This window comes from Pseudomonas sp. NCIMB 10586 (assembly GCF_023127895.1).
In the GTDB taxonomy this organism is placed as follows: Bacteria; Pseudomonadota; Gammaproteobacteria; order Pseudomonadales; family Pseudomonadaceae; genus Aquipseudomonas; species Aquipseudomonas synxantha_A.
Map to the genome: position 1 here is coordinate 1 of NZ_SPKQ01000051.1, position 16189 is coordinate 16189.

Genomic DNA, 16189 nt, shown 5'->3' on the forward strand with positions numbered 1-16189 from the left:
CTGGCTTTCAATTAGCCTTTAAATTAAAAGCCTTCAAGACAGTTGCTCCCACCTTGGAATGCATTCCCCTGTGGGAGCCGGGCTTGCCCGCGATGAGGCCCGAAAGAACAGCCCGGTTTACAACCCCATCTGCTTACTGATGATTTCATTCATCACTTCGCGCGTCCCGCCCCCGATCGACAGAATCCGGTTATCGCGATACAGCCGTTCCACCAGGCTGCCACGCATATACCCCTGCCCCCCTAGTATCTGCACCGCATCATAAGTCACTCGATCAGCGGTATCCGTGGCCAGGTTCTTGGCCATGGAAATCTCCTTGATCACGCTCTTGCCGGCGGCCATCTTCGCCGCCTGACGGTAAGTGAACTCGCGGGACACTTCCACGGCAGTGGCCATTTCCGCCAGGCGGTGCTTGAGCACCTGGAACTTGCCGATGGGTTTACCGAACGCTTCGCGCTGGGCGGCCCACTTGAGGCTTTCTTCCAGGGCCAGTTGCGCGGTCATGTTGGCCATCAGCGCCAGCGCCAGGCGCTCGCTCTGGAAGTTGCCCATGATGCAGGCAAACCCCATGTTTTCAGCGCCGATGAGGTTGCCGACGGGCACGTGGCAGTCGTCGAAAAATAACTCGGCCGTGTCCGACGCCCACCAGCCCATCTTCTTCAGCGGCTGGCCAACGGTGAAACCGGGGGTGTCTTTTTCAATCAGCAACAGGCTGATACCGCCGAAGCCCGGCCCGCCGGTGCGCACCGCCACAGTATAGAAATCCGCCCGAATGCCGCTGGTGATAAAGGTCTTGGCACCGCTCACACGGTAGTGCTCACCGTCACGCACGGCGCGGGTGTGCAGGTTGGCGACATCAGAGCCGCCACTCGGTTCGGTAACCGCCAGGGCGATGATCTTCTCGCCGGCCAGCACCAGGGGCGCTATACGCTCCCGCACTTCAGGCCGGGCCCATTTGACGATGGGCGGCAAACCGATATCCAGGGAGCCGAGCCCGGCCACCACACCACCGGAACCGCAACGCATCAGTTCTTCGCTGGCGGCGACCTTGGCGAACAGATCGCCTTCGTGGCTCCCACCCAATGCCTCGGGGTAGCCGATCCCGAGAATGCCCGCCGCTCCAGCTTTGAGGTAAAGCTCACGAGGAAAGCTCTCAGCCTCCTCCCAGTGCTCGATGCCCGGCAACATCTCGCGCTCGACAAACCGGCGCACGCTGTCGCGGACCAATTGGTGGCTGGGGTCGAAGTATTCCTGATAGGCAGACATCGGCAAGCTCCATGGCGAGATGGAACGAACTTACCAAGCGCTTGCTTGGTTTTCAAGCCATACACAGTTATCACTGACACCATAAAACTACTGTGGGAGGGGGCTTGCTCCCGATAGCGGTGGATCAGCCAATAACTCTGTCGACTGACACACAGCAATCGGGAGCAAGCCCCCTCCCACATTTGATCCTGCTGCGGATGTTAGAGCGCGATCGGTTTGCGACCGGCGAAAGAGTGCGCCAAGGTACCGCCATCCACCAACTCCAACTCGCCCCCCAACGGCACGCCATGGGCAATCCGAGAAGTGATCAAGCCCTTGTTGGTCAGCAGTTGGGCGATGTAATGCGCCGTGGCTTCACCTTCCACCGTCGGGTTGGTCGCCAGGATCACTTCGCTAAAGGTGCCCTGCTCTTCAATGCGCGCGACCAGTTGCGGGATACCGATGGCTTCCGGCCCCAAACCGTCGAGCGGCGACAGGTGGCCCTTGAGCACAAAGTAGCGGCCGCGATAGCCGGTCTGCTCCACTGCATACACATCCATCGGCCCCTCCACCACGCAGAGCAACGTGTCGTCGCGACGGGGGTCGGCGCATTGCGGGCAAAGTTCTTCTTCGGTGAGGGTGCGGCACTGACGGCAGTGGCCCACGCCTTCCATGGCCTGGCTCAGAGCCTGGGCCAGGCGGGTGCCGCCACTGCGATCACGCTCCAGCAGTTGCAGCGCCATGCGCTGGGCAGTTTTCTGGCCAACACCTGGCAAGGTGCGCAGGGCGTCGATCAGTTGGCGAATCAGGGGGCTGAAGCTCATGGGCGAAGGGTCCGACAAAACAACGAGACGCGGTTTATACCCGCGCCCCGGATTAGCGTCAAATACTCAATCTTGCGCGACGCGCACCACCAACTTGCCGAAGTTGCGTCCCTCCAGCAAGCCGATAAAGGCTTCAGGCGCTTGCTCCAGGCCATCGACCACATCCTCGCGGAACTTGATCTTGCCATCGCGCACCCACGGCGCCATGGCGCTGAGGAATTCCGGCTGGCGGTCGCCATAGTCGTCGAACACGATAAAGCCCTGGATACGCACACGCTTGGTCAGCAAGGTGCGTTGCAGTGCCGGCAGGCGATCAGGGCCGCTGGGGGTTTCATGGGCGTTATAGCCGGCGATCAACCCGCACAGCGGCACGCGCGCCTTGGCATTGAGCAGCGGCAGCACCGCATCGAAGACCTTACCGCCGACGTTTTCGAAATAAATGTCCACGCCTTTGAAACAGGCCAGGGCCAGCTCATGGGCGAATTCTGCGCTCTTGTGGTCGATACAGGCGTCAAAGCCCAACTCATCCACCACATAGCGGCACTTGTCGGCACCGCCAGCAACCCCCACCACGCGCAAGCCCTTGAGCTTGGCCACCTGCCCCACCACCGAGCCCACCGCGCCGGACGCAGCCGCCACCACCAGGGTTTCCCCGGCCTTCGGCTGGCCGATATCCATCAGGCCCATGTAAGCGGTCATGCCTGGCATACCCAACACGCCCAGAGCCATCGACGGGCTCGCAAGCCCCTTGGGCAATGGCATCAGGTTCTTGCCGTCGCAGATACTGTGGCTCTGCCAGCCGGTGGCACCGACCACCAGATCACCTACCTCGAATTTCGGGTTGCGTGATTGCTCGACACGGCTGACAGCACCGCCGGTCATCACTTCGCCGATTTCCACGGGCGCGGCGTAGGACGGCGCGTCACTCATGCGTCCACGCATGTAGGGGTCCAAAGACAGGTACAGCGTCTTGAGCAGCACCTGACCGTCTGCCAGATCCGGCAGGCTTACACGTTCCAGGCGGAAGTTTTCCGGCGTGGGTGCGCCTTGAGGGCGTGAGACCAGAACGATGCGTTGGTTGAGCGTCATTTCTTGAGGCATCAGCGGGGCTCCTTTTATCGATGAGAATTCAGCGGTATAGGGTGCAGACCATAGGCAACGGGCCGGGGTTCGATGTTTCGTGCGCGCAAAAAAAATGCCAGGCGCAATGCCCGGCATTTGAGTCTAGCCAACGTTTGTATCAGAACGGCAGTTTCATGCCCGGTGGCAGCTGCATGCCAGCCGTCACGCCGGACATTTTGTCCTGGCTATTGGCTTCGATCTTGCGCACAGCATCGTTGACGGCTGCGGCGAACAACGCTTCGAGCATTTCCAGGTCATCTTCGCCCACGCCAGGCAACACGCTAGGGTCGATGCTGACACGCTTGATGTCGTGACGACCGGTCATCACCACGCTGACCATATCGCCACCGGCTTTACCGGTGACTTCGGCGTTGGCCAGTTCTTCCTGCATCTTGGCCATTTTTTCCTGCATCTGCTGTGCCTGCTTCATCAGGCCGGCCATGCCACCTTTCATCATGGGAATCACCTCAAAAGTACGTGGATCAATAAATAGCCCGGTGTCATGACGCTTGGGGCACCGGGGCTTCGACAGGTTCAATAGTATCGTGGCGGACGACCGCACCGAACTGTTGCATCATTTGTTGGATAAGCGGATCAGCGTGGATCGAATCCTCAGCCTCGCGCTGGCGGTTCAGACGCCGACGGGTCGCGGCCTGGGCCGGGGTTTCCTGCTCGGGCTTGATCAGTTCGATGGCGATGGTCAGCGTGCGCCCATGGTATTGGTTGAGCGCATCGTTGAGCCGACGCTGCTGGGTCGCATTGAACAAGGCGCTGTGGGCCGGATCCAGGTGCAGCAGCCAATGGTCGCCCTCGATGGAGATCAGTGTGCAGTTGGCGGCGATACTCCCGGTCATGCCGGAGATCGGCAATTTCGGAAACAATTCCAGCCATTGCAGGGCCAGGCCGGTGGCCGGGGCCGCAGCCGGTTCTGCCTCGGGCTCGGGCGCTGGCTCGGCGGTGTGCTCGCTGGCCAATTCGTCCAGGTAGCTGTAGGCCGAATCCATGTCCGGCTCGATGTAGTCTTCGTCCAGCGGCGGTTCGTCGTCCAGGTCGATGCCGGGGGTCGCGGCCTCGACCTGGGCGACCGTCGGCTCGGGAACCGGCGCCGATACCCACTCAGGGGCATCCGGCACCACGCTGTCCGGGGTCGGCGCAGGCATCGGCGTCAGCTCCGGCTGCTCGCCGGCAGTTTCCAGTACGGGTTCTACGGCGGGCTGTTGCTCAGCCTCGGGCTCAGTCTCTGCTTCGACCGGATCGTTCCAGGGCAGGTCGACCACGGGGGCGGGCTCGATAACCGGCTCGGGCTCAACCACAGGTGCCACTGCAGCCGGCGCAGGTTCGGGCTCAGGTGCCGGCGCCACCGGCGCAGGCGCAGCCACTACTGGCGCGACAACGGCCGCGCCAGCCACTGGTTTGGCGGAATCAACTGTGGCCTGGCTGATCCCCACTGGCTTTAGCGGCTGTCTCGGCGCGTCTGCCGAATCCGCCGGCCGGAACGCCAGCATCCGCAGCAGCACCATTTCAAAGCCACCCCGCGGGTCCGGCGCCAGGGGCAGGTCGCGGCGGCCGATCAGGCCCATCTGGTAGTAAAACTGCACATCCTCGGCCGGTAATGCCTGGGCCAGGGCCAACACGCGGTCGCGATCGCCATGGCCGTTATCCACGCCTTCCGGCAGGGCCTGGGCGATAGCGACGCGGTGCAGCACATTGAGGATTTCCGAGAGTACGCCATTCCAGTCCGGGCCTTGCTCCGACAGGTGGCGCACGGCCTCAAGCAATGCCTTGGCGTCGCCCTCGATCAGCGCGTGCAGCACGTCGAAGACCTGGCCGTGGTCCAGGGTACCGAGCATGGCGCGCACATCGGCAGCCATCACCTTGCCTTCGCCAAAAGCGATGGCCTGGTCGGTGAGGCTCATGGCGTCGCGCATCGAACCGTCGGCAGCGCGGCCCAGCAACCACAGGGCGTCGTCTTCGAACGGTACGTTCTCGACACCCAGCACATGGGTCAAATGCTCGACCACGCGCTCGGGCGTCATGTTCTTCAGCGAGAACTGCAGGCACCGCGACAAAATGGTTGCAGGAAGTTTCTGCGGGTCGGTGGTGGCCAGGATGAACTTAACGTAGGGCGGCGGCTCTTCCAGGGTTTTCAACAGCGCATTGAAGGAGTGGCTGGACAGCATGTGCACTTCGTCGATCAGGTAGACCTTGAAGCGCCCACGGCTCGGCGCGTACTGCACGTTGTCGAGCAGCTCGCGGGTATCTTCGACCTTGGTGCGGCTTGCGGCGTCGATCTCGATCAGGTCGACGAAACGCCCTTCGTCGATCTCGCGGCAGACCGAACAGGTGCCGCAAGGCGTTGACGTGATACCGGTCTCACAGTTCAGGCACTTGGCGATGATGCGCGCAATGGTGGTCTTGCCCACCCCGCGAGTACCGGTGAACAGATAGGCGTGGTGCAGCCGCTGGCTGTCCAAGGCATTGATCAGAGCCTTGAGCACATGGGTCTGGCCGACCATTTCGCGGAACGAGCGCGGGCGCCATTTACGTGCAAGAACCTGATAACTCATCGAAAACCGTCGCAACTGGGAAGCGGAAGCCGGTAATGCTAGCGGAGCAGGGGGGAAATTGCATCCGGCACGCTCGTCTAATCTGACGAAGCTGGCTTGATTGCCCGTCCAGATGGCGTCTGCGGGTGTGCCGGCCGCACGATTGAGCGCCAGCGTCCCTCCAGGCTGATAGCCGCGACGCTGGTCAGCACGATCACCGCACCCAGCATCACCTGCAGGGTCACCTGTTCACCGAGCAGCGTGGCGGCCATCACCATGGCAACCGGCGGAATCAGGTACATCGCCACCGAAGCGCGGCTGACTTCGACGTGCTTGAGCACATAACCCCAGGCCAGATAGGCCAACGCACTGGGAAAAATACCCAACACCAGCACCGCGAGGTTCTCCCGCAACGGCGCCTGCACGATAGCGGCAGGCAGGCCCGGCAGGTTCACGCACAGCATCAAGGTGCCGGACCAGACCATGTAGCACGCCATCGTCAATGGACTGTAGCGATGGGCGAAATGCCTCTGGATGGCGAAGTACACGCTCCATGAGCAGGCCGCCAGCAGGATCAACAAGCCGCGCGGGTCGATATCGCCTACACCATGATCGCCCCAGATCACCACCAGCACGCCGGCCAACCCCAACAGTACACAGCTCCAACGCCAGATGCTGACGCGCTCCTGCAAACAGAAAAAAGCGATCAACACACTGAACAGCGGCGCCGACTGTGCCAACACACTCGACGCCGCCGCTGTCACCCATTGCTGCCCGTGATTGAGGCTGGTGTGGTGCAGGAACACCCCGAAGAAACCCAGCACCAGCAGCCACGGCAGGTCGCGCACCTGGGGCCGGCCAATGCCGACTACCCAGGCCACAGCCGCCATGAATAGCGACGCAATCAAGAAACGCAGCAACGCCAATTGGCCAGGGCTGTAGCTGTGCAGCCCCATATGCACGCCTATGGGTGAATAAGCCCAACAGAGGATGACGCTGGCAATGACTAGCGTAAGCTTGAGCGGTGACGGGGTACTCATCGATGGCATCCATAAAAGAAGGAGTGCCGTCAGTCTTGGCCCGGGCCAGGCGTAGGACAATTAAGCGTTTCTGACTTCTGAAATCACTGGAACTGAGCAATGGAACTGGCCCAACTGAAAATGGTGCGAGCCGTGGCGCAAACCGGCAGCGTGGCCCAGGCCGCCCTGCAACTGCACTGTGTGCCGTCCAACATCACCACCCGCATCAAGCAGCTGGAAAGTGAGTTGGGCACACCGTTGTTTATCCGCGCCGGCCGCGGGCTGGCGATCAGTGCTGCGGGTGAGATTTTCCTGGATTACTGCGAGCGCATCCTAGCGTTGGTGGATGAGTCCAAGCGTGCGGTGAATGCCAGCGCGATTCCCCGTGGCACCTTGCGCATCGGTGCGGTGGAATCCAGCGCCAGCGGCCGCCTGCCGCCGCTGTTGGCGGAGTATCACCGGCGTTATCCCGAGGTCAGCCTGGAGTTGGTGACCGGCGCCTGGGCGCAACTGCTGGACGACCTGCAACACCATCGTCTGGATGTGGCCCTCGTGGCCGCCAGTGGCAAACACACGAAGCTGGAGCACAGCGTGGTCTACAGCGAACGCCTGGTACTGATCGCCAGCGCGTCCAGCGCTCCCATCCACAGCCCCGAAGACCTGGCTGGCCGCACATTATTGGTGTGGCCGCCCGGCTGCCCCTACCGCGCAGCACTGGAAAACTGGCTCAAGCCCCAGGACTTCAAGCCGGCGATTGCCAGCTATACCAGTTGGGGCACGATCATCGGCTGCGTCAGCGCGGGGATTGGCGTGGCGTTGGTGCCGGAGGGTATCCTGGCGCGTTATGAGCAGGCCAATCAGCTGGCATCGTATCGGTTCGACGAACTGGCAGCGGTAGACAACTTGCTGTTCTGGCACAAAGATACCCAGCGGCATCTTGCACGGGATGCATTCTCCGGGCTACTGCGCGAAACCTTCGGCTAACACCGCCAAAATGTGGGAGGGGGCTTGCTCCCGATAGCGGTGGGTCAATCAATATAGGTGCTAGCTGACCCTTCCTCATCGGGAGCAAGCCCCCTCCCACATTTCAGAGCTTCTCAGAGCTTCGGTGCAGCCAACCGTGTGTACTGGCCCTGGCTGATCCAGCCCGTGAAGGAACGGTCGTGCGCATTGATAAACTCCACCTGCGCCCAGCCGTCCTTGAACGCCAGCACACCCACTACATCACCCTTGACGATATAGGGACGCTTGACCGCCTTTGCCCCCGGAGTTTTCAGCAGGTAAGCCTTGTCGGCAGACACCGTCACCAGCCCGATCCACTTTTTGCTGGCAGTCTGAGTCAGGTCCAGACCCGTGGCGATTTCCGGCATCAACACGTTGATGCAGCCGGGGTGTTGCCGGCCCTGCTCCACTGTCAGGACCACACCGTCGGACGCCACTGCCACACTCCCAGGGTAGGCAGCATCCAGCCAGGTGGTAAGCGTCTCTGGCTTGCCTTGCAGGTAGAAGGTGCAACGGCGGCTAACGCCCTCGCCCATCGCTTCGGAATAAAAGCCTTCAACCTGGTTACCGGGCGTCACCGCCAGCATCAACCCTTCGTACTTGCCTGAATGCAAAGCGGCCGAACCAGCAAACGCGGGGGCCACGGCGCACAACGACAGCATTCCCATCGCCAGAAAACGAATCATCTTATTTCTTCCCTTCAAAGGCTTCGTAGGCTTGTTTCATCAGCACGTCATAGTTGCCGTAGTCCTCGCCGTTATAGTTACGAGCCATGGCTGTGAAATCCTTGTTTTTCATCGCACTCATCAGCGCCGTGCTCTTGCTGCAAAAACTGAGGTAGGCCTTGAGTTGATTACCGGCGTTTACTTTTAACGCCGCTGCAAACTCGAACACCGTCTTGAACCCGCACGACGCGAAGTTGAACCCCATGACCTGAAACATCCCCCAGGACGCCGACATCAGTGCCGCTTCCTGGTCGAGAGCAAAAGCGGTGGCCATGGTTTCCCAGGCCTTGACCTGGTCCTTGTTGTTGGTCTGCCACTGCGGCCCGGCTTTTTTCTTGTAGACGTACGACAGCAGCGGGTGCGACTGGTCGTAGATATGCTTGGTGTACTTGCGAAAGTGATGACCTTCGAAGGCGATGATCGGCAGCTTGGCCGGCCCGAACCCCACCTTCCCGCCCGACTCGATGGTGGCGAACGCCTTGACCACATTCACCGAGATGCCGTTGCCCAATTGCTTGGCAGCATTCTGGAAGTCCGTATCGCTCAGCGTCGTGCCGCCGTCGCAGGTGGCCTGCAGCATTAATTGGCGGTTGCGCCGCTCGGCCTCGATCACCGCACGCACCTGGTTCAGGTAGACATTGACCGTGGCTTGCACCGCATCGACGTTGTTATTGCCCAATGCGTTGAGAAAGCTCGGAATACGCATGGTCGGGAAGGCCCGTACGGGTACTTTCACCGCTTCCTCGATCAAGCTGTTGAACGTACGCCCCGTGGGGTCGATCACCCCATCGGGATGAGCATATTTGAGATGGCGGAACTGATACTGGCTGATGCACTGCACCAACTGGCCATCGCACTTGCCGTTTTCCAGCAAGGCAAAGCCCATTTTGGGAATGATCAGGTTGAATAAATATTGGATGCACTGCACATCGGCGGGCAAGTTGCGGGCTTTGCCGGGAGCGCCGACTGAGGCACTGATAAGTCGAGGCAACCCTTGCAGGCTTTTCATGACAGACATCCTTGTAAGTTAGAGAAGCGATAGCACTTCAATATCAAGTCCATGCCCTTGTCATGCTCTGAAACAAGTGGCCGGCGCAAGCTAACAAGGCGGTGATGGGTTGTCCAGTTGCGAGCTTGAAAGTTGTGGACAGCTATCCAACTGCTGGCAGTTTCATCAGACGACCAAGGAAGGTTGCATCACAAATACTCAAGCACAGCAGTAGCTTCACCGTACTTTACTTAGCGTTTTCGCCATTTCCCTTTAGTATGCTGTACCACCCGCAATGCAATGGATTGCCCCCAATGCTTGGTCAAACAATGAAATCGGAGACACGATCGTGAGACTCGACAAACTGCGAGTGCAGAATTACCGCTGCTTTGGAGAATTCGAGATCGATTTCGACCCTCATCTGACGGTGTTGATTGCCTCCAACGGAGGTGGCAAGACCACCATTCTGGACGCTGCACGGGTTGCCTTATGGCCCTTTGTGAAAGGCTTTGATCTCGGCAGTCAGACTGGAAAATCCGCGACAATTCAAATCGACGATGTCCGCCTTGCCCACCTTACCAGTGGCAACATGGAGCCCCAAATACCCAGTGTTATCGATGCGTCCGGCTCGTGGGGGCACGGCAAACCGCAAAGCCATTGGTTGCAACAACGCACAAGCTTGAAAAAATCGACCAATACGCTCGGCGACACGGGTTCTAAAGCACTGACGGGATACAGCAAATCTCTGCAAGAAAAGGTACGCAATGATGAGTCAGTCGTATTACCGCTGATCACCTACTTGGGAACCTCTCGACTCTGGTTTGAAGGGCGTTTCACTTCGGCAGCCGCCCAAACCACGCTCGACAAATCCGAATATTCCAGAACGTCAGGCTATCTGAACTGCCTTTCCTATTCGTCGAGCTTCAAAACCTTTACGGCTTGGTATGGCTGGATCTATCGCAGCTATCGAGAGGCTCAGGTCGTTGCCTTGGAACGTAATGCTCAACTGTCTGACCTTGGTGCTCGTTTCGGGGAGATAATCAAGTCGATCAAAGAAGCGATTGATCGCTTGATCCAAGCGCCAACCGGCTGGCACGGCCTGGAATACAGCGAGAGTCATCAACAGCAACTGATCATGCATCATCCTGAACAAGGCATCTTGCCCGTAGAGATGCTTAGCGACGGCCTGCGTAACGCCATTGCAATGGTTGCGGACCTCGCCTTTCGAGCGTGCAAGTTGAATCCGCACTTAGGGGCGCAGGCACCTTTAAAAACCCACGGCATTGCGTTAATCGACGAGGTGGACATGTTTCTCCATCCGCATTGGCAACAGACAATCCTGGGATCATTGCGTGCCGCATTTCCAGCCATGCAATTCATTGTCACCACACACAGCCCTCAAGTCTTGAGCACAGTGCGGCGAGAAAACATTCGAGTGATTGGCAAGGATGTACAAGGCAACCTGGTTGCCTCACCTCCTCTGGCAATGACCTATGGTGAGCCGAGCAGCAGCGTTCTGCATGGTGTAATGCAGGTAGATCCACAGCCACCGGTCATTGAAAAGCCTGAGCTAATGCAACTTACCGAATGGGTGGACAAGGGGCGCTATGACGAAAAGCCTGCAATTGCATTGATGGAAAGGCTTACAAAAGCATTGAGTGACCAGCATCCCCAACTCCAGCGCCTACAGCGCAGCATCAGACGGCAGAGGGCACTTAAAAGATGAGGCCTGTTCGCAAACGTGGTCACGGCCCGTATCAATTGAGCCACTCACATACAAATCCGCCTATATCAGCCAAAACGGCAGACAGTCGATGGTCAGGGTTTGGATATAAGCAGCAGGTTCTTGCCTACCTGCTGGAAGAGCAATATAGCCTGTGTTGCTACAGTGAGGTTCGACCCGACCAGATCGGACTAGGCTTTCATATAGAACACATCGAAAATAAGAGTCAGAAACCCGAACGTACTTTTGATTACGACAACCTCGCCGCTTCCGCCTTGGACAGTGAAACTGATTTACATGCATTCAAAGGCCGGGCGTCAGAGGTATTCGGCGGACATGCCCTCGGAAAATCGGATTCCGTCCATATCAAGCGCTTTGTCTCCTGCCATCAACCCGATTGCAGTCGTTTTTTCGCCTACCTATCGGATGGTCGCATAGTGCCTGCAGATCGGTTATCTGCAGAAGACGAAGATCGAGCGTTGTACACCATTGGTTTGCTCAATTTGAACAGCCCCTTCCTTCAGAATCTGCGTCAGCAATGGTGGGACGAATTACAAGCGCTTTTCGATGATCACATTGATCAAGAAATGAGCCTTCATTACCTTGCAAGTATCGACCTAGTGCCGCGCGGCAAGCAGCTGAGCCCTTTCTTCAGCCTCACCCGAAATTTTTTTGGAGAAATTGCAGAAGAGGTACTGAAACATAACTTCGATGAACTGAATTAGCTGAAGCCAGTCAATAGCCGTGCAATTCCCGGGTTTTCTGATACTTGTGGTAATCAATCCACTCGACTACGTCGTAGGGCAGATACAGCTGCATCTTCGCCCGTGAAATCGCGATATATACCGCGCAGAGCCTCTGGTCGAAAGCGTAGGCGTCCTTGAACTTCGTATTGGTCAACAGCTCTGGAGTGAGCAATACCCGATCAAACTCCATGCCACCTGCGTCTTGAGCCATCATCAACATACAGTGCTGACCGGGACGACCATTCAATCGGTTCAATCGCGTAACATCGGCAGCATTGAAGCCTTTTTCCAACTCACTCTCTATCCACAGAAACGATTCATCAAACTGGCTGGCCTCACGCACCTGTTGCCAGTCATCCATGTCGTTGAAATAAGCGTGCAAACCATCACTACTATGCTCAAGGCTGTAGAAATCCGGCTTGAACAGCTTAATGACGCTGTTCATGAAGCGCTCAAGATCTAGCTGCGTTCTGCTGTCGGGAAAACCGAATGGACAGTTCGCGCGCTGTAATTGGATGGCCCATTTCATCGTATCCCAGGGGGATGCAGTCAACACCACACAACCTTCTGGAGGCACAAAACCCTGCGGGTAGTGCTCGATGCCCACGTCGGCATCCCGTGCACCCTCGAAAGGGATCTTGCTCTTCTCTGAATGCACGCTGATCAATGGGTTGACCAAACGCTCCACATTGCGTCCCGAACGCACGGAGTAGCTGATATCACTGTGCCGAACTTCACGCTTTCTTCTAACCATCGCCCCCGTGGCCAACTGATACTCGTCACCCAAGGTGATCAACACCTGACGCCCGCGCTCGATGATCTGCAATAGAGAAGCAGGAATGTCCTGACTTTCATCGATCAGTACGTGGGTATATCGGGACGGCACTAAGCAGCCGGCGAGGCTGGCGCGTTTAATCAGCAACAATGCCGGGAACCCAGTCTGAGCATCCCATTGCGTATTACGCTCAAGGTAGGCCCATAAACGGCTTGAATATTCTAATAGCACTTGGGCATCTACGCTGGACAAGGGTTGTTTGAAATGGGGTAGATGCCGGGTGGAGAGACTGTGATGAACGGATTGGCTGTAGTTTTCGAGTACCTTTAAACAGACATCTAGAGTCGCCTGGCCATCGTGACTACGCCAACCATAGATATCCAAAGTCTGCGCTACGACTTGCTTGCTGAGCAACTTGGCCGGAGGGGCCACATCGAACGAGCGGGAGCCATGCAACAGGACCTTGGCAAAGGCAGCAAAAGTCGAGCCGATCTTGCTATCCCGCACTAAGCCCATACGCTCGCGCAGTGTCGCCAGTTTTGCCCCTGTACGGGCCAAGACCAAGGTCTTTTCTGGACGCAGGCATTCCATCAAGGCGCCAAGCAGGTGGCTTTTGCCGATCCCCGCATAGCCTTGAACGTGCAAATCCTCATTCAAATTCGCGCGAAAAGTCCGTACCAGCTTGTCTTGGGCCGGACTGAGCCAGTGCTCACGGTGCTTTGGCGTAATCATTTGTTGGCTGAACGGGTCATTTCCGCGTAAATGGCGAACCTTGTAGTCAAAATCCCACTTGCCAGTGGGCAGCAGGTATTCACGAGCTGCGACTTCTTCAGCCAGAAGCAACCGTAGCTTCAAACTTTTGATGACGTTAAGACCGAAGTACAACTTACGTGGGTCAAATAGCCTTTGAGCTTCGGGTAGCAACGCCGGTGTGCTGGACGTATTAGCGTCTACCGACCAGCCGATCAATTTGGCCAGGATGCGCTCCGCGCCAGCACAGGTCAGGTCCTTTTCCGAAGCCTGCGCCAGATTCTGGATGACCAGCACTGCAGCCAGCTCCGGATCTGTCAGTCTAGTCAGGACATTGGCACTCTGAGCTCCGAGCAAGGCTGCACAAACTTCGTCCGTGACAGGCAAAAAAACGGGGCTGGATAAATCAAAATGTTCCGGTTGCATACTTCCTCGCGGCCATGTGCAGACGTATCGTGCGATCAGTCCCGCTGATTGAATACGATGTGGCGTACATCGTTGAGCCATCCTAAAGTGACCAACCTAGAATGCACTTGGTGCACCGATACACCGAGATCCGCACTCAAATCCGCCAAGATCTGATGGGCAGTGACGATGTTGTAACTTTCATGGTTGACATAAATAAAGCCGTGTCCACGCCATTTCACATCGTAATGCTCAAGAAGAGGTACCAGATGCTCCGCCAGGGTCCTAGCATCCATCCAATTCGGTACTTTTGGCACAAATGAATCAGCCATATCGATTACTCTCCTTCGATGCTTAATTCGAAGTGATAGTCGCCCAATGAACCCGACATGCTGCCGGGATGCCGCCGTTTGTCACTGCCTGCAAATGTCTTTGAGTTTTCAATCCGCTGCTGTAGCTCATATACGGCCAAGTCGAGCAGTCTGCGCAAGTCCTCAGCATTATGTGCGGACACATTCAACTCCAACTTGTAGGCAGCTTCCAAAGGAAACAGTGCATCATCGCCGGCCATTGCCAGCTTGGGTGCCACATCGACAGTCCGAACCAATTCAGACCGACTGAGAATCTCAGCGTGCTCGTCATCCATGAGGTCAAGTACCCGGGATAACTCCAAGGTCTGCTCAGGGTGCGATTGAATACGATCCTTGATTTCCAAGCGCCGCATCTGCCACTCCCGCAATTTTTCGCGAGTGAGGTCATCCACTTTATCCACGTGTGCTATCTCCAGATGCCAGGCACTAGAGTATGCCGACATGGAGTGCTCGATGGCAGACGGCTTAAGGTGTTTTTCGGATTGATAGTGATGAAGTGCAGCAGAAGGGAGCGTTATGGAGGCAACCCCACCAGCCACACCCCGGCACACAATGTTCCCGCTGTGGCTGCTGCCTTCCGGCTCTGACCAGGTTCACGGGTAATCGTTGCGGGGGGACCGATGGGGTCACCATAACGACGCAAGCCTCTCGGCAAGCCGCGCCATTGTACCGATCTGATCGGAAGTTACAACCGTAAAAAATGAGAAGCTTCAAGTACTTGCCATGGCCCTCTGCAATTACCCCTCCCACAGGGGCAATCACTGAGCCTGCAGAACCTCGTCCGCTCTGCCACCCTCTTCCTGGATGACCAGGTGGATAAAGTGCAACTTGGCTATCACCCCCGGCGGCAGCACGAAGGGGTAGAAATCCGGCTGGCCCATGGCGCGGGACAGTTCGTTGAGCATACCGGCCAGCTCGATCCAGGCATTGACGAACGAGAGGAACGCCGGGCCGCCGGGGTGTGCCGGGTCATACAGCGTTGTCAGCGGGAACGGCTGGTAGTCCAGGTCCATCTCGCGGGCGCTCATGCCAAAGCCCAACGCGGTGTCCACCGCGTCCATCATGTGCAGGTAATGGGCCCAGGTTTCAGCCCAGTCTTCCCAGGGATGCATGGTGGCATAGGCGCTGACGCAGGTTTGCTGCCAGTCCGGGCGCGGGCCGTTCTGATAGTGCTGGTCGAGCGCTTCGGCGTAACTGGCGCGCTCATCGCCGAACAAGGTGCGAAAAGCGTCAAGCCAGTGGCTGTTGGCAATCAGCCGATCCCAGTAATAGTGGCCGACTTCATGGCGAAAATGACCGAGCAAGGTGCGGTAAGGCTCACGCATCTGTACGCGGACTTTTTCGCGGTGAGCATCGTCGGCTTCCTTGATATCGAGGGTGATCAGGCCGTTGGCATGGCCAGTGGTCGGCGCATTGCCTGCCAGGTCAGTCCCGATGAAGTCGAAGGCCAGCCCGGTGTCTTCGTCAACGCTCTTGGGCACCACCTGCAGGCCCAGGCTGATCAGTTGTGCCACCAGCCGACGCTTGGCAGTTTCGACCTTGCGCCAGCGTTCGGGGTTTTCCGGGATGGATAGATCAGGAATTGTGCGATTCAGGCTACAGGCCACGCACAGCGACGCAGTGCTGTGGGCGGGGATCAGCCAGTTGCACGCGGCCGGTGAGTCGAGGTTGGCGCAGCGACGCCAGGTGCCGGCATCGGGCGCGTCATCCGCCAGCCAAGTGTCAACGACAGGGCCGGGTTGCAGGGAAGACAGACGGCTTTGCTGCGGCAGATAACCCAGCACCGCCTGGCAGGCCAGGCATTGGCTGTTGCGAAAGAATAAAGACTGGCCGCAGCGGCATTGCCACACCTTGCTGTTGCGCGAGGTTTGAGCCATGAACGGGGCGGCGATGCGCGAACTGAGTTGCTCGAAGTAACGGAACATGGCGGGCTCTCCCTGGGGTGACA

15 protein-coding genes and 1 other RNA gene are annotated in these 16189 nt (G+C 58.0%); 3 read left to right on the forward strand and 13 right to left on the reverse strand.

The window, feature by feature from the left end; all coding sequences use genetic code 11:
- Positions 1-117 precede the first annotated feature (117 nt).
- From E4P01_RS26300 to E4P01_RS26325, 6 genes are all read right to left on the reverse strand, one after another.
- Positions 118-1266, reverse strand: a complete 1149-nt coding sequence (locus tag E4P01_RS26300) for an acyl-CoA dehydrogenase family protein (protein ID WP_078822038.1) — start codon at positions 1264-1266, stop codon at positions 118-120.
- A 200-nt stretch (positions 1267-1466) separates the two neighbouring features.
- Positions 1467-2069 (reverse strand): recombination mediator RecR, encoded by a 603-nt coding sequence (gene recR, locus E4P01_RS26305; RefSeq protein WP_005790294.1) that lies wholly within the window; start codon positions 2067-2069, stop codon positions 1467-1469.
- 66 nt (positions 2070-2135) lie between these two features.
- Entirely contained in the window at positions 2136-3170 is a 1035-nt protein-coding gene (locus E4P01_RS26310; protein WP_216091941.1) for an NADP-dependent oxidoreductase, read from the reverse strand.
- Positions 3171-3309: 139 nt separating this feature from the next.
- Positions 3310-3648: a YbaB/EbfC family nucleoid-associated protein gene (locus tag E4P01_RS26315; RefSeq protein ID WP_003193199.1), complete on the reverse strand. Its 339-nt coding sequence runs from the start codon at positions 3646-3648 to the stop codon at positions 3310-3312.
- Positions 3649-3691: 43 nt separating this feature from the next.
- Positions 3692-5758, reverse strand: coding sequence for a DNA polymerase III subunit gamma/tau (gene dnaX / locus E4P01_RS26320; protein WP_032879951.1), 2067 nt, complete (start codon positions 5756-5758; stop codon positions 3692-3694).
- Between the two features lie 77 nt (positions 5759-5835).
- Complete coding sequence (locus tag E4P01_RS26325) at positions 5836-6777, reverse strand: DMT family transporter (RefSeq protein ID WP_148852774.1); 942 nt, start codon at positions 6775-6777, stop codon at positions 5836-5838.
- A gap of 99 nt (positions 6778-6876) precedes the next feature.
- Here E4P01_RS26325 and E4P01_RS26330 point away from each other — a divergent pair, with 99 nt between their 5' ends.
- Positions 6877-7740 carry a LysR substrate-binding domain-containing protein gene (locus E4P01_RS26330; RefSeq protein ID WP_216091942.1) on the forward strand — a complete coding sequence of 288 codons (864 nt, stop codon included), beginning with the start codon at positions 6877-6879 and terminating at the stop codon, positions 7738-7740.
- Positions 7741-7853: 113 nt separating this feature from the next.
- Here the strand turns inward: E4P01_RS26330 and E4P01_RS26335 are convergent, their stop codons facing one another.
- Together E4P01_RS26335 and E4P01_RS26340 are read right to left on the reverse strand one after the other, a co-directional pair.
- Complete coding sequence (locus E4P01_RS26335) at positions 7854-8444, reverse strand: hypothetical protein (RefSeq protein ID WP_078822042.1); 591 nt, start codon at positions 8442-8444, stop codon at positions 7854-7856.
- Position 8445: 1 nt separating this feature from the next.
- Positions 8446-9492 (reverse strand): N-acetylmuramidase family protein, encoded by a 1047-nt coding sequence (locus E4P01_RS26340; protein ID WP_032879947.1) that lies wholly within the window; start codon positions 9490-9492, stop codon positions 8446-8448.
- A 328-nt stretch (positions 9493-9820) separates the two neighbouring features.
- Here E4P01_RS26340 and E4P01_RS26345 point away from each other — a divergent pair, with 328 nt between their 5' ends.
- A complete protein-coding gene (locus tag E4P01_RS26345; RefSeq protein WP_290443097.1) occupies positions 9821-11197 on the forward strand; it encodes an AAA family ATPase in 1377 nt (458 codons plus the stop codon).
- Positions 11194-11919: a retron system putative HNH endonuclease gene (locus E4P01_RS26350; protein WP_216091943.1), complete on the forward strand. Its 726-nt coding sequence runs from the start codon at positions 11194-11196 to the stop codon at positions 11917-11919. Before E4P01_RS26345 ends, E4P01_RS26350 begins: the two co-directional genes overlap by 4 nt.
- Before the next feature lie 10 nt (positions 11920-11929).
- On the opposite strand, the gene E4P01_RS26355 is transcribed toward E4P01_RS26350, so the two are convergent.
- The 5 genes from E4P01_RS26355 to E4P01_RS26375 form a co-directional block, all read right to left on the reverse strand.
- Positions 11930-13891 (reverse strand): hypothetical protein, encoded by a 1962-nt coding sequence (locus E4P01_RS26355; RefSeq protein WP_216091944.1) that lies wholly within the window; start codon positions 13889-13891, stop codon positions 11930-11932.
- A gap of 35 nt (positions 13892-13926) precedes the next feature.
- Positions 13927-14202 (reverse strand): hypothetical protein, encoded by a 276-nt coding sequence (locus E4P01_RS26360; protein ID WP_122732186.1) that lies wholly within the window; start codon positions 14200-14202, stop codon positions 13927-13929.
- Between the two features lie 5 nt (positions 14203-14207).
- Positions 14208-14642 carry a hypothetical protein gene (locus E4P01_RS26365; protein ID WP_216091945.1) on the reverse strand — a complete coding sequence of 145 codons (435 nt, stop codon included), beginning with the start codon at positions 14640-14642 and terminating at the stop codon, positions 14208-14210.
- Between the two features lie 125 nt (positions 14643-14767).
- Positions 14768-14864, reverse strand: an RNA gene (gene ffs / locus E4P01_RS26370) — signal recognition particle sRNA small type.
- A gap of 135 nt (positions 14865-14999) precedes the next feature.
- Positions 15000-16166, reverse strand: a complete 1167-nt coding sequence (locus tag E4P01_RS26375) for a putative zinc-binding metallopeptidase (RefSeq protein WP_216091946.1) — start codon at positions 16164-16166, stop codon at positions 15000-15002.
- Positions 16167-16189 lie beyond the last annotated feature (23 nt).

What these genes read in the sequence shown, in the direction of transcription:
- E4P01_RS26310 (WP_216091941.1), bottom strand. Translation starts at nt 3,170, where the DNA reads ATGCCTCAAGAAATGACGCTCAACCAACGCATCGTTCTGGTCTCACGC.
- E4P01_RS26360 (WP_122732186.1), bottom strand. Translation starts at nt 14,202, where the DNA reads ATGGCTGATTCATTTGTGCCAAAAGTACCGAATTGGATGGATGCTAGG.
- E4P01_RS26330 (WP_216091942.1), top strand. Translation starts at nt 6,877, where the DNA reads ATGGAACTGGCCCAACTGAAAATGGTGCGAGCCGTGGCGCAAACCGGC.
- E4P01_RS26325 (WP_148852774.1), bottom strand. Translation starts at nt 6,777, where the DNA reads ATGAGTACCCCGTCACCGCTCAAGCTTACGCTAGTCATTGCCAGCGTC.
- E4P01_RS26300 (WP_078822038.1), bottom strand. Translation starts at nt 1,266, where the DNA reads ATGTCTGCCTATCAGGAATACTTCGACCCCAGCCACCAATTGGTCCGC.
- E4P01_RS26340 (WP_032879947.1), bottom strand. Translation starts at nt 9,492, where the DNA reads ATGAAAAGCCTGCAAGGGTTGCCTCGACTTATCAGTGCCTCAGTCGGC.
- E4P01_RS26375 (WP_216091946.1), bottom strand. Translation starts at nt 16,166, where the DNA reads ATGTTCCGTTACTTCGAGCAACTCAGTTCGCGCATCGCCGCCCCGTTC.
- E4P01_RS26335 (WP_078822042.1), bottom strand. Translation starts at nt 8,444, where the DNA reads ATGATTCGTTTTCTGGCGATGGGAATGCTGTCGTTGTGCGCCGTGGCC.
- dnaX (WP_032879951.1), bottom strand. Translation starts at nt 5,758, where the DNA reads ATGAGTTATCAGGTTCTTGCACGTAAATGGCGCCCGCGCTCGTTCCGC.
- E4P01_RS26315 (WP_003193199.1), bottom strand. Translation starts at nt 3,648, where the DNA reads ATGATGAAAGGTGGCATGGCCGGCCTGATGAAGCAGGCACAGCAGATG.
- recR (WP_005790294.1), bottom strand. Translation starts at nt 2,069, where the DNA reads ATGAGCTTCAGCCCCCTGATTCGCCAACTGATCGACGCCCTGCGCACC.
- E4P01_RS26350 (WP_216091943.1), top strand. Translation starts at nt 11,194, where the DNA reads ATGAGGCCTGTTCGCAAACGTGGTCACGGCCCGTATCAATTGAGCCAC.
- E4P01_RS26355 (WP_216091944.1), bottom strand. Translation starts at nt 13,891, where the DNA reads ATGCAACCGGAACATTTTGATTTATCCAGCCCCGTTTTTTTGCCTGTC.